This is a genomic window from uncultured Corynebacterium sp., assembly GCF_902782855.1.
Lineage (GTDB): Bacteria > Actinomycetota > Actinomycetes > Mycobacteriales > Mycobacteriaceae > Corynebacterium.
On sequence record NZ_CACZOO010000098.1, the window covers coordinates 1 to 13407 of the forward strand.

The following is a 13407-nucleotide window of genomic DNA, read 5'->3' on the forward strand; positions in this document are numbered from 1 at the left end:
CGACGATCACACGCCCCAGCAGGATGAACCAGTACACGCGGAGGACGAGAGCGAGGACATAGAGCACAGTTGCCACGGTCTGCTACCGCTCCCCGGACAGTCGGGACTCGAGGGTGTCCCTCTGGTCCAGGGTCAGTCGCGTCCCTGCGGGCAGTAGAGCGAAGTTGCGGGAACCGCTGATCTTCTCTACCTTTCCGTCGAGGCCGGCCGCCAGACCACCGATGAAGGCGAGGAACTGCAGCCCCTCCGCTTTATCGAGGTCACTGAGGTTGAAACCGACGATGTCGCCCCGCCGGTACTCCGGGGTGACCCTGCTGACGTCGCGGTACTCGCGGACGGCCACGATGACGAGCTCAGGAGTACGCGCGGGGACCGCGGCCGACGCCACGACGGCGGGAGGGCGGGCGCCGGGGACACGCTCACTCTCCGGGCGGGGGTAGCGACCGTGCTCACGACCGGAGTCCGGATCAGCGTGCCGCCCCGGCGACGTCGCATAGCGGTCCTCCTGCCCGGGACGACGGTCGTCCTCCCGGTAATCGTCGAACCCGTCCCGGGGATAGTCGCGGTCGTCGAAGCTGTCGATAGCACCGAAGCCGAAGAAGCCCTTGGTCTTCTCGATGAATCCCTCTGCCATGGTCTCTCTCACTTTCGTCGCTCGTCGTTCTCTGGGTCAAAGGTACCGGTGTCAGGACATCCAGACCACCGAGGCCTGACGGCCGGTGGTCCCTTCCCGCCGGTAGGAGAAGAAGTCCTGTTCGGCCACGGTACTGCGCGGGTCCGCGTCGATCGAGCGTACGCCGAGCCCCAGCAGTTGACGGGTGATCCCGGCCCGGATGTCGAGCCCCGAGGTGCCGGACCGGGTGACGGTCCGGGAACCGGGGAGCCGGGACTCCACGTCGGCGGCCATCGCCTCGGGAACCTCGTAGTCCTCCCCCGCCGCCGCGGCGCCGAGGAGGGCGTGGATCCGGGACGGGGAGGCCCCCAGATCCGTCATCGCCGCCACGGCCCTCGGGACGATGCCGTTGCGCGCACCGGTCCGTCCGGCGTGCACGGCCGCGACCACACCCGCCTCCCCGTCTGAGAGCAGGACAGGCACACAGTCGGCGGTGAGCACGACCAGCGCCACACCGGGCAACGTCGTGACCAGGGCGTCGGTCAGTTCGACCGGAGCGCCGGCGAGACCGTCGAGCAGTTCGCCGGTGACCTCGGTGACGTTCGGGGAATGCACCTGCTCCATGTAGACCATCCGGTCGACCGGGAGCGAGAGCAGGGACGCCAGGCGGGCCCGGTTCGCGGCGACGGCGGCCGGGTCGTCCCCGACATGGTCGCCGAGGTTGAAGCTGCCGTATACGCCGCCGGACACGCCTCCGTTGCGGTCGGTGACGATCTTGCGGACCCTTCGGCCCCCACCACCGTCACGGCCGCCGGAGTCAGTTGAAGAAGTCGGGGAGATCAAGATCTTCCTCCGGATCTTCGCGACGACCGACGCCCCGTCCGTCGCGGGTGTCCTCATGCGGGGTGAACAGTCCCTCGTTCTCATGGGACGGGCGTCCCGCGGGGCCGGCGGGGACGACCCTCCGTGGCCGCTCAGGGGCGGCCTCCTGGCCGAAGATCCCCTGCAGCGGCTCGAATTCCCGGGCCTCCCGTGCCGGGGCCGGCTCGACGGGCGCCTCGGCGGCCACCGGGTCCGGTGCCCGGTGCTGGCCGCGGCTCGGCAGAGTGGTGACATTGGCGGAGTCATCGAAACCGGTGGCGATGACCGTCACCCGGACCTCGTCCCCGAGGGAGTCGTCGACGATGGTGCCGAAGATGATGTTGGCGTCTTCGTCAGCGAGCTCCTCGACGAGTGACGCCGCCTCGTTGACCTCGAACAGGCCCAGGTCACCGCCACCGGCGAAGGACAGCAGGACTCCGGTCGCCCCCTCCATGGTGGATTCCAGCAGCGGGGAGTTGATCGCCGCCTGGGCGGCCTCCTTGGCCCGGTTGTCCCCACGGGCCACACCGACGCCCATGAGGGCCGACCCGGCGTCGGTCATCACCGAGCGGACGTCAGCGAAGTCGACGTTGATCATGCCCGGGGTGGTGATGAGCTTGGTGATGCCCTCGACACCGGAGTGCAGCACCTCGTCGGCGAGACGGAAAGCCTCCATGAGCTGCAGCGACGGGTCACTGTTCTTCAGCAGACTGTCGTTGGGGATGACGATGAGGGTATCGCAGACCTCCTTGAGGGCGTCAATGCCCTCCAGCGCCTGCTTGGCGCGTTTCCGCCCCTCGAAACCGAAGGGTCTGGTGACGATGCCGACGGTCAGGGCGCCCTGCTTCTTGGCGATCTGCGCGACCACGGGCGCAGCGCCCGTACCGGTTCCACCGCCCTCACCACAGGTCACGAAGACCATGTCGGAGCCTTCCAGCATTTCCTCGATCTGATCCCGGCTGTCCTCGGCGGCGGCGCGGCCGACCTCCGGGTTGGCCCCGGCACCGAGACCACGGGTCTTCTCCCTGCCGATGTCGAGCTTCGAGTCCGCGTCGGTGAACATCAGCGCCTGCGCGTCAGTGTTGATCGCCACGAACTCCACCCCCTGGAGGTTCGCCTCGATCATCCGGTTGACGGCGTTCACGCCGCCGCCGCCCACACCGACCACGGTGATCTTGGCGATGTGGTTGTCAAAGTCGCTCATGTTGCGTGTTCTCCCTGTGCTGATCTTCTGCTGTTCAGGCCCTCGCTCGTGGATCCCATCTTGGGGGACACGGGGCATAATTCACGGAACATCTTCCGTGGCGTGTCGTATCCCTCAACTCAAGGTTGAGGGTTGCGGGTACTACTGCCGGACCGCCGGCTGCGTCGGATTCGAGACATTCCAGTGTGCGCCCTCGCGTGTGAGGACGACCCTGGTGGCCTCAGCCTTCTCGTCGGCCCGGTCGGAGGTGCCCCAGAACACCTCCCGGTCGTCGCCGAACCTCAGGATGACGCTGTCCGCGGCCGGGGCATCGACCTCCGTGACCCCGGACCGGAAGGCGGGGTCCATCCGGTCGAGTGCCGCCAGTACCTGCGCCGCGGCCGTGACGGACGCCTGGTCCGACGCGCTCACCCGCATCGGTGTCGCGCCCGGCGGTCGCGCATCCCGGAGGAACTGCCGGCCCTCGGTGTCGACGACAACCGGGGTGCCCCCGTCGTCGAGGACGCCGACCGCCGTGTGCTCTGTGACGGTGATCTTCACTGTCGACGGCCACGACCGTGAGACGGTGACGGTGTCCACCCAGGGCAGGACAGAGACCGCGGCAGCCGCCGAACCGGTGTCGACACCGGCCATCCGGTCGCCCTCGTCGACGCCCGAGGCGTCCTGCACGGCCGTCCGGTCCTGATTCACGATGCCGTCGACCTGTACCTCCCTGACGGTGAGGAACCGGCTGGCGAGCACCAGCCCGACCGCCACGACGATGACCACCGCCACCGTGGGCAGCAGCCACCGCGGACGGGGCCTCCTGTTCCGTGCCACGGGTATCAGACCTCCCCGCCCAGTCGCCGCAGAATCTCATCGGCGAGCATGGTGACAGTACCGGCACCGACGGTGAGCACGACATCTCCGGGGCGGGCGACCTCCGCCACGCGCTGCGGAACATCACTGAAGCGGGGCTCGAAGACCACCGGTACCGTCATGCGGTCGGTGATGATCCGGCTGGACACGCCCTCCACCGGGTCCTCCCGCGCACCGTAGATGTCGAGCACCACCGCCGTGTCCGCCAGCGACAGCGCCTCGGCGAACTCGTCGGCGAAAGTCATGGTCCGGGAGTAGAGGTGGGGCTGGAAAACGACGATGACCCGGCCCACCACCCCGTCGGCGGCGGCGCGGGCGGCGACCTTGTCCCGGGCGGCGCGGAGTACGGCGCGGACCTCGGTCGGGTGGTGGGCGTAGTCGTCGTAGACCTCGACCCCGCCGGCGGTACCGTGGTACTCGAAGCGGCGGCGCACCCCGTCGAAAGCGGCGACGCCCTCCACGACCTCGTCGAGTTCGGCACCGACCAGTGCACCTGCCAGCACAGCGGCGGTGGCATTGAGCAGCATGTGCCGACCCGGTGTCCGCACGCTGACGGTACGGGGCGCATCCTCCCCCGCCCCGGGGAAACGGACCGTGGCCTGTGACCCGCCGTCCGCGGTGGTCGTGATGCCGAGGACAACCGCCCCCTCCGGCACCGTCGGGTGGTCGGCGAACGCCGCAGCGGTGCCGTACCCCAGCACCCGGGCACCCTCGGCGAGCCGAACCTCGCCGGCGACGACCCGCTCGGCGAGCTCTGCGGCCCCGCGGTCATCCACACACGTCACGAGGAATCCGCCGGGGACGACACGCTCCGCGAAGGTCCCGAAGACCTCGTGGTAGGCGCCCTCGGTGCCGTAGAAGTCAAGGTGGTCGGCCTCGATGTTGGTGACCACGGCGATGGTCGGTGAGTAGGACAGGAAGGACCCGTCGGACTCGTCGGCCTCGGCGACGAAGACGTCCCCGGTACCGTGGTGGGCGTTCGTGCCGGCCCGGTTGAGCTGTCCGCCGATGGCGAAGGACGGGTCCATGCCCGCAGCCTGCAGACCCACGACCGCCATCGAGGTGGTGGAGGTCTTGCCGTGGGTTCCGGAGAGCAGGACCGCACGCCGGTCAGCCATGAGCAGAGCGAGCACGTCACTGCGGCGCAGCAGTGGAATCCCCCTGCTCCGGGCCGCGACAAGCTCGGGGTTGTCTTCGGGGATGGCGGCGAAGGAGATGACGACCGCATCGGGCAGCCCCCCACCGGAGGTCAGGTTCGCGGCGTCATGACCGACCGAGATCACCGCACCTGCGGCACGCAGGGCGAGGACCACCCGGGACTCCTTCATGTCGGAACCACTCACGGTGATGCCGCGGTCAAGCAGGATACGGGCGATTCCGGACATACCGGCGCCGCCGATACCGACCATGTGCACCCGCCGCAGCTGGTCGACGGAGGTGATGGTGTTCGAGTTCATGGTCTACTTCCTGCGTGCGGTCTCGATGACGACGGTGGCGATACGGTCGGCGGCGTCCCGGTGCCCGGCACCGCGGGCGGCCTCACCGGCGGCGGCGAGACGGTCGGTGTCGCGCAGCAACGGAACGACCTCACGTGCCACCCGACCGGGATCGAGCTCGGCGTCCTTCACGATGACACCGCCACCGGCGGCGACGACGGGACGGGCGTTGAGCTCCTGCTCCCCGTTCCCGTGAGGCAGGGGCACGTACACGGCGGGAAGGCCGCAGGAGGAGATCTCCGCGACGGTCATCGCACCTGACCTGCACAGCACCATGTCCGCAGCAGCCAGCGCGAGGTCCATCCGGTCGATGTAGGGCACAGCCACGTAGGCCGGCGCACCGTCGACCCGGTCGACGTGGACACTGTTCTTCCGGCCGTAGGCGTGGAGGACGCCGATCCCGGCGTCGCCGAGTGTCCGGGCGGCACCGCTGACGGCGTCGTTGATGGACGCCGCTCCCTGGCTGCCGCCGGTGACGAGCAGGACCGGCGCATGCGGGTCAAGGCCGAAGAACTCCCGGGCCTCCGCCCGGAGGGCGGCGCGGTCGAGCTCCAGCAGTGACTGTCTGACGGGGATACCGACGACCTCGGCACCCTTGAGCCCGGAGCCCTCCACGGCCTCCAGGACGCGGGCGCCGAGAGCGGATCCGAGTCGGTTGGCCATACCGGTCCGCGCGTTCGCCTCATGGACGACAGTGGGGATCCCCGCCGATCTCGCGGCGAGGTAGGCCGGGCCGGAGACGTATCCGCCGAAGCCGATGACGACGTCGGCGTCGAGATCCTTCAGGGTGCGGCGGGTGCGACGCAGCGCGCCGATGAGCCGGAACGGGAAAGTGAAGAGGTCCCGGTTGATCTTCCGGGGGACCGGCACTGCGGGGATGAGGGCGAGTTCGACGCCCCGCTCCGGAACCAGCCGGGTCTCGAGACCCCGTTCCGTGCCCAGCGCGGTCACCCGGATGCCGGGTCGCACCTTGCGTAGTGCCTCAGCGACGGCGAGTGCCGGCTCGATGTGCCCGGCGGTCCCGCCACCGGCGAGGACAACGGACAGGGGCCGGGATGACTGGGATGACTCGTTCACGGACGGGGACGCCTCCTGGGCTCATCGGTGCGGTTCTGACGTGGCTGGCGGGACCGGTGCGGGTCACCGCGCTCCGGGGTATCACGGTACCCTGCCCGACGGTCCCGGCTGCGCGTGTCCCTGCGCTCCCTGCCGTCGCCCGGCAGCCGTCGGCGCTCAGCGAGATCCCCGGAGCGCGGGGAGGCGCGGTGGGTCACCGGATCACCGTACCGGCGGGGCTGAGGGCGCACCTGCTCCCGGTGCTCGGCGCCGGAGGTGTACGGCGTAGGCTCCCGCAGCAGGAGGACCCGGTCGATCCAGGGACGCCCCTCATGCTGCATCGAGGAGACGGTCTCCGGCTCATGCCGGGCACAGTTGGCCAGCAGGCCCAGGGTACCCAGGGTGATCACCGCCGACGTACCGCCGGCCGACAGGAGCGGGAGCTGCACCCCGGTGACCGGGAGCAGTCCACACACGTAGCCGATGTTGTAGAAGGCCTGACCGACAATGCCCGCGGTGAGCGTGGCGGCGAGGAGACGGAGGAAAGGGTCGGTCTGCTTCGACGCGGTACGGATGCCGAACCAGCCCAGGATCGCGAAGAGGACGACCACGGCGCCGGCGCCGATAATCCCCAGTTCCTCACCGATGATGGCGAAGACGAAGTCGTTGGTCGCCTCCGGCAGGTAGTTCCACTTGGCGCGGGACTGACCGGGGCCGACACCCAGAAGACCGCCGTCGGAAAGGGAGTACAGCCCCTGCCGGGCCTGGAAGGCGGCCGCCTGGCCTGCCTCGTCGTCGAAGTCGAGTCGCAGGGCGTTGAACCAGGTGCTGATGCGGTCGGAACGGTAACTCATCGCGGTGATGGCCAACGCACCGATGACGGCGATGACGCCGGCGGCGACTCCGATGACCCGGCCCGCGACGCCACTGAACACCAGCAGTGAGAGGAACACCAGGGCGAGGGAGAGCATCATGCCCAGGTCGTGCTGGAGATAGACGAGAACGAGAATGGCGCCGGACACCAGAATGAAGGGTCCGAGCCCGTCCTTGATGTCCCGACTGCGCCGGGAGTGCACCGCCACCGCCGCGGCACCCCACACCGACAGTGCGAGCTTGGCGATCTCCGAAGGCTGGAAGGACAGCGGGCCCAGGGCGATCCAGGAGCGTGAACCGATGTCGTCACCGACACCGATGACGAGCACGAGGAGCAGCAACCCCACCGCAACGAACAACAGACCCGGTGCCCAGGCCCGGATCCTGGCCGGCCGGACCCACAGAGCACCCCACATGACCACCAGACCGATGAGCACGATGAGTGCCTGCCGCCGGAACTGGGAGAAGACACTGCCGTCGCCGGCGTCACCACGCGCGGACACCATCGACGACGACAGGGAGACGATGAGTCCCAGCACCACGAGGATCCCGGTGACCAGCATGATCACCTTGTAGTCGAGCTGCGGCGAGTCGAGCAGCCGACGCCACTTCTCCCGTAATCCGTGCCACGGGGACGCGGTGACAGGCCCGGACTGCCGGTCCCGGGGCAGATGACGGGGCGCACCGGGGTCGCCGCCGGACGCCCGCCGTGTCGTTGTACGGTCACTCATCTGCGTCCCGTCCTCACTTCGGTGTCGATTCGCGGGCGTACCTGGCGAAAAGGTCCCCGCGCCGGGACATACCAGGATACATGTCGAGGGACGCCGCGGCGGGGGCCAGAACGACCGTGTCCCCCCGGTTCGCGGCGTACCGCGCCGCCGCGACAACCTCTGCCATGGCGACGTCCGGGGCAGTGGTGTCCACCACGGTCACCGGGATCTCCGGTGCCGTGGCCGCCAGCTCGGCGGCGAGGATCCCACGATCCACGCCGAGCAGCACCACAGCCTTGAGCGAAGGGGCCACCGCGGCGACAAGGCCGTCGACGGCGGCACCCTTGAGCTGTCCGCCGGCGACCCAGATGACGTCGGTCAGCCCACGCAGCGCCGCCTCCGCGGCGTGCGGGTTGGTGGCCTTGGAATTGTCGACCCAGTCCACGCCGTCGACACTCGCGACGACCTGACCACGGTGGGCGGCGACGGTGAAACCCGCCAGGGCCCCGGCCACGGCGCCGGGGGCGACGCCGGCCACGCGGGCCAGTGCGGCGGCCGCGACTGCGTCAGCCACCCCCGCCGGGCCCGCGGGGGAGATCCCGGTGGCCGCGGCGAGGTCGGTCAGGTCGCCAGACACCGCCTCCAGTTCGACGATCCGGCCGTCACGCACCCCGGTGACCACGGTGGCCCCCGTGGGATCGTCGGCCGGGTCGCCGACGGTGACGGCGCGGTGTTCACCGGCGAGAAGCCCGGTGTCCCGCACACTGTCGAGTACGGCGGAATCATCCACCGCCAGGACCGGCACTTCCCCGGTCAGGACGCGCGCCTTGTCCGCGGCGTAGGCGGCGAAGGAGCCGTGCCAGTCAAGGTGGTCATCGGCGAGGTTGAGGACACAGCCGGCGTCCGGGGCGAAGTGCGGGGCCCAGTGCAACTGGAAACTGGAGACCTCGGCGGCGAGCACGTCAACCCTCGGCTCAGCGAGCAGGGCGTCCCCCGGCGGGGTACCGATGTTACCGACGGCGGCGACCGACCGACCGCCCGCGGCGAGCATGGCGGCGAGCATGGCGGTGGTGGTGGTCTTTCCGTTGGTGCCGGTGACGGCGAGCCAGGTCCGCGGCGCCCCGAAGAGGCCGGCCCGGTCCGCCAGCCAGGCGGCGTCGATGTCGCCGATGACCGGGACTCCCGCGTCTGCGGCGGCGACGAGCAGCGGGGAATCCGGCCGCCAGCCCGGCGAGGTGACGACGAGGTCGGTGTCCGCAAGGGCCGCGTGTGCGGTGGCGACGGTCACCGCGAGCGCACCGGTCCGCGCAGCGAGGTCCCCGCACCGCCGCATGTCGTCGTCGGCGACGGTGACGGTGCAGCCCAGCGGCGCGAGCATCCGTGCGACCCCGGCACCTGCCACGCCGGCACCCGCGGCGAGTACCCGTCCGGACGAGAGAGCTTCGATGATGGTCACGGTCCGTGCCTCCTAGATACCGGCGCCGCGGAGCCACTCGCTGTAGAACAGCGCGACCCCGCCCATGGCGAAGAGTGCGGAGAGCAGCCAGAACCGGACCACGACCGTGGTCTCCGCCCAGCCGCCCTGCTCGAAGTGGTGGTGGAACGGTGCCATACGGAATACCCGGCGGCCCGTGGTCTTGAACGACCCGACCTGGATGACCACGCTGGCGGCCTCCATGACGAAGAGGAAGGCGACGACGATCATGAGCAGCTCGGTGCGGGAGGTGACGGACAGGCCGGCGACGAGGCCGCCGAGGGCCAGGGAACCGGTGTCACCCATGAAGATCTTCGCGGGCGCGGCATTCCACCACAGGAAGCCGAGGCAGCCGCCGAGACCGGCGCCGGCGAGCATCGCCAGGTCCAACGGATCCCGCACCTGGTAACAGCTCACGGCGGCGTCGGCGGAACACGAGTTGCGGAACTGCCAGAAGGTCATCACCACATAGGCGACCAGCACTATACCGGTGACGCCGGCTGCCAGTCCGTCGAGCCCGTCGGTGAGGTTCACCGCGTTCGACCAGGCGGAGATGACGATGTAGATGAAGACCAGGAAGATGATCGTGCCGATCACCGCGCCCCCGATCTTCAGGTCGAAGGTGTTGATGTCACGGATGAAAGACAGTTTGGTGGACGCCGGGGTGAGGTCGGCGGAATTCGGGAACTGCAGGATGAGGATGCCGAAGACGACCGCGATGATGAGCTGCAGGGCAAGCTTCGCCCGGGCGTTGAGCCCGAGGTTGCGTCCCATGACCAGCTTGATGTAGTCGTCGGCGAATCCTACCCCGCCGAGGGCGAGGGTGAGGCCGAGGACAAGCCAGCCCGAGACGCCGGGCCCGGTGCCGTTGGTGGCCAGCCCGACGATGGCCGCGACGAGGTAGCCGACGGTGATTCCGACGAGGATGGCGATACCGCCCATGGTCGGGGTGCCGCGCTTGCGCAGGTGCGACTTGGGCCCTTCCTCACGGATCTCCTGTCCGAGGCCTTCGGCGGAGAACCGTCTGATGAGGACCGGGGTGAGGAAGATGGCGACGAAGAACGAGACTGCCGCTGCGACGATGATCTGCATCATGGGATGTGTCGGTTACCTTGCGTGGGAGGTGTGGGTGGGGGCGGCGTGGAGGCCTTCGGCCACGCGCCACAGTCCGTCAGAGTAGGACGCCTTGACGAGGACGACGTCCCCGGGGTGGGGCGGAACGGCGGAGAGGGCGGCGAGCGCACCGTCGATGTTGTCGACCTGCCGGGTCCGGAGTCCGTGGGCTGCACCGGCCGCAGCCAGGGCGTCCTGGTTGACGCCGCGGCCGATGACGACGAGCCGGTCGATGCCGCGCCCGGCGAGGTAGGCGCCGATGCCGGTGTGTTCGTCGACGGCGTCCTCACCGAGCTCCGCCATCTGGCCGAGCACAGCCCAGGACTCGTGGCCGGGCCGGGTCGACGCGGCGTGAGCCAGCGCGTCGATGCCGGCCCGCATCGAGTCAGGGTTGGCATTGTAGGAGTCGTTGATGACGGTCAGCCCGTCGTCGCGGGTCCGCACGTCCATGCGGTTGGCGCTGGCGGCGGTGTAGCCGGTGAGGGCTGCCGCGACCTCGGACGGGGGCAGCCCGCACTCGATGGCAGCGGCAGCGGCCGCCAGGGCGTTGGCGACATTGTGCGCGCCGAAGACACCGAGGCGCACCCTCACGGGCTCCCCCTTCGGGTGGTGCAGGACGAAGGACGCCCGGGCGACCTCGTCGAGGGTGATGTCCGAGGCCCGGTAGTCCGCGTCCCCGTGCGCCCCCTGCCCGGCGGAGTAGTACACGACCCGGGCAGCGGTGCGTGACGCCATGCCACGGACTAGATCGTCGTCGGCGTTGAGGACCGCCACGCCGCCGTCAGCGGCGACGGGCAGTGCCTCGACAAGCTCGCCCTTGGCCCGGGCGATGCCCTCACGGGAACCGAATTCCCCGAGATGGGCGGTCCCGACGTTGAGGACCACGCCGATGCGCGGCGGAGCGATCCTCGCCAGGTGGGCGATGTGCCCCTGGCCGCGTGCGGACATCTCGGCGACGAGGTACTTCGTCGTTCTGCCCGCCTTGAGCACGGTGTACGGGTGGCCGATCTCGTTGTTGAGGCTACCGGGCGGCGCGACGGTCTCACCGTCACGGGAGAACACTGCCCCGAGAAGGTCCTTGGTGGAGGTCTTGCCCGCTGAGCCGGTCACCCCGATCACCGTGAGACCGTTTTCTGCGACAAGGACATCGGTGCTGTGCCGCGCGAGCCGGGACACCGCGGCGATGACCCGCTCCCCCAGCCCGTCGGAGTCGTTGTCGAGGTAGGACGCGTTGCGCTGTGCCGGTTCCCCGGCCTCCTCCCCGACGTCGACCGGGGCACACAGCAGTTCAGGCAGGCCGGTGGGCTTTCCGGCGAGCACCAGCGACGCCCCGGCGTCGAGGGCGGGGCCCACGAAGTCATGGCCGTCGACGCGGGCACCGGGCAGTGCCATGTAGATGCTGCCCGGGGTGACACGGCGCGAGTCGAACTCCACCGGACCGGTCACCACCGTGTCCGGGTCGGCACCGTCGACCAGGGTCCCGCCGGTCACCCCGGCGATCTCACCTGCGGTCAGTTCGATCATGCTTCAGACTCCTTGAGTTCCGTGAGTGCGGCGCCGAGTTCGACCCGGTCGTCGAAGTCGATGACGGTGTCCCCGATGATCTGCCCGGACTCATGACCCTTGCCCGCCACGACGACGACGTCGCCGGGGCCGGCCCACGCCACCGCTGCCCTGATCGCTTCGGCACGGTCACCGATCTCGTGGATCGTCGGCGTGCGGCCGTCGGAGCGGCGGGCCGCCGCATCGTGGGCACCGGCCAGGACGGCGGCACGGATGGTCGCGGGGTCCTCGTCACGGGGATTGTCGTCGGTGACGATGACGAGGTCGGCCGCCGCAGCGGCGGCGGCCCCCATCTTCGGGCGCTTCTCGTGGTCACGGTTGCCGCCGGCGCCGAGGACGATGCCGAGTCTCCCGCGCGGACGACCGCTGGTCGCGGACGCGGCACGGTCCAGTTGGCCGTTGAGGGTGTCGAGTACCGCGGTCACGGCACCGGGCTTGTGCGCGTAGTCCACGAGGGCGAGGAAATCGACGGTGGTCTCCGGCGATGTTCCGGAGATCCTCTCCATCCGGCCCGGGACCCGCACCCCGCCGAACCGCCCGGCGATCGCGACATCCTCCCCGGCGGCCACGAGGGTCGCCAGCGCGATGGTCGCGTTGGCGACGTTGAAGGCGCCGGGGACCGACAGGTCGAACTCCACCGGACCGGACGGGGTCGCCACGGTGACGTGCTGGGTCCCGTCAGAGCGCACGGCGACGTCGGTGACCTGCCATGTCGCCTGCTCGCCGGCGGTGGCGACGGTGACCGTGGCGCCCCCGGTGCGGGTTGCGAGGCGCCGACCCCAGTCGTCGTCGACACAGACGACCGGCACCGGAAGATCACCGGCAGGATCCTGCGCTTCGGTGAACAGCAGCGACTTCGCGTTGAAGTAGTCCTCCATCGTCGGGTGGAAGTCCAGGTGGTCCTGGGAGAGGTTGGTGAACCCGGCGACGTCGACGTCGACGCCGCGGACCCGGCCGAGGACGAGGGCGTGGGAGGACACCTCCATCACGACATGGGTCACCCCCTCGTCCCGCATGCGGGCGAACAACGCCTGCAGGGTCGGGGCCTCCGGCGTGGTCAGTGAGGTGGGGATCCGCCGGCCGTCGATGCGGGTGCCGGTCGTACCGATGAGACCGACGTGCCGGTGCCCCAGCAGGGCCCGCTCCATCATGTAGGTGGTCGTGGTCTTGCCGCTGGTACCGGTCACGCCGATGACCGTCATGTCGCGGGACGGGTGCCCGTGGATCTCCGCGGCGACCGGGCCGAGCCAGCGACGGCAGTCGTCGACGACGAGGACGGTGCCTTTCCAGGGACCCGCAGCGAGTACACCGAGGCCCTCCTCATCGGTGAGCACGCTGCGACCGGCGGACTGGGTGGCGAAACGCGCACCGTGGTCACGGGTACCGGGCACCGCCATGAACAGTCCGTCGGCGGGGACGTCGCGGGCATCGATGGCTGCCGTCGCGACGGTCAGAAGACCCTGGTCCGTCGTAGCCGGTGTGCCGTCCACGGAGACCAGGCGCCCACCGGTCAGCTCCGCGAGACGGGCGAGGGTCGGTCGGTTCACAGTCACTGGGCCTCCAGGATGAGTCGGGGTGCCGCCGTC

At 69.9% G+C, this 13407-nt stretch carries 11 protein-coding genes; all 11 read right to left on the reverse strand.

Annotated elements, in window-relative coordinates; translation table 11 throughout:
- Positions 1-82: 82 nt before the first annotated feature.
- The 11 genes from sepF to QZV72_RS04630 all read right to left on the reverse strand — a co-directional run bounded on the left by sepF (position 83) and on the right by QZV72_RS04630 (position 13311).
- The gene (gene sepF / locus QZV72_RS04580) at positions 83-634 is read right to left on the reverse strand and encodes a cell division protein SepF (RefSeq protein ID WP_297005810.1); all 552 of its coding nucleotides are present in this window, start codon (positions 632-634) and stop codon (positions 83-85) included.
- 51 nt (positions 635-685) lie between these two features.
- Positions 686-1456, reverse strand: coding sequence for a peptidoglycan editing factor PgeF (gene pgeF, locus QZV72_RS04585; RefSeq protein WP_297005812.1), 771 nt, complete (start codon positions 1454-1456; stop codon positions 686-688).
- The gene (ftsZ, locus tag QZV72_RS04590) at positions 1431-2678 is read right to left on the reverse strand and encodes a cell division protein FtsZ (protein ID WP_297005814.1); all 1248 of its coding nucleotides are present in this window, start codon (positions 2676-2678) and stop codon (positions 1431-1433) included. Before ftsZ ends, pgeF begins: the two co-directional genes overlap by 26 nt.
- A 141-nt stretch (positions 2679-2819) precedes the next feature.
- Positions 2820-3497 (reverse strand): cell division protein FtsQ/DivIB, encoded by a 678-nt coding sequence (locus QZV72_RS04595; RefSeq protein ID WP_297005815.1) that lies wholly within the window; start codon positions 3495-3497, stop codon positions 2820-2822.
- A gap of 5 nt (positions 3498-3502) precedes the next feature.
- The gene (gene murC, locus QZV72_RS04600; RefSeq protein ID WP_297005816.1) at positions 3503-4993 is read right to left on the reverse strand and encodes a UDP-N-acetylmuramate--L-alanine ligase; all 1491 of its coding nucleotides are present in this window, start codon (positions 4991-4993) and stop codon (positions 3503-3505) included.
- Positions 4994-4996: 3 nt separating this feature from the next.
- Entirely contained in the window at positions 4997-6109 is a 1113-nt protein-coding gene (gene murG, locus QZV72_RS04605) for an undecaprenyldiphospho-muramoylpentapeptide beta-N-acetylglucosaminyltransferase (protein ID WP_297005818.1), read from the reverse strand.
- Positions 6106-7692, reverse strand: coding sequence for an FtsW/RodA/SpoVE family cell cycle protein (locus QZV72_RS04610; protein WP_297005820.1), 1587 nt, complete (start codon positions 7690-7692; stop codon positions 6106-6108). The genes murG and QZV72_RS04610 overlap by 4 nt, the downstream gene beginning before the upstream one ends.
- A gap of 13 nt (positions 7693-7705) precedes the next feature.
- Positions 7706-9127: a UDP-N-acetylmuramoyl-L-alanine--D-glutamate ligase gene (gene murD, locus QZV72_RS04615; protein WP_297005822.1), complete on the reverse strand. Its 1422-nt coding sequence runs from the start codon at positions 9125-9127 to the stop codon at positions 7706-7708.
- Positions 9128-9139: 12 nt separating this feature from the next.
- Complete coding sequence (gene mraY / locus QZV72_RS04620) at positions 9140-10240, reverse strand: phospho-N-acetylmuramoyl-pentapeptide-transferase (protein ID WP_297005823.1); 1101 nt, start codon at positions 10238-10240, stop codon at positions 9140-9142.
- 12 nt (positions 10241-10252) lie between these two features.
- Complete coding sequence (gene murF, locus QZV72_RS04625) at positions 10253-11782, reverse strand: UDP-N-acetylmuramoyl-tripeptide--D-alanyl-D-alanine ligase (RefSeq protein ID WP_297005825.1); 1530 nt, start codon at positions 11780-11782, stop codon at positions 10253-10255.
- Complete coding sequence (locus QZV72_RS04630; RefSeq protein WP_297005826.1) at positions 11779-13311, reverse strand: UDP-N-acetylmuramoyl-L-alanyl-D-glutamate--2,6-diaminopimelate ligase; 1533 nt, start codon at positions 13309-13311, stop codon at positions 11779-11781. The genes murF and QZV72_RS04630 overlap by 4 nt, the downstream gene beginning before the upstream one ends.
- Positions 13312-13407 lie beyond the last annotated feature (96 nt).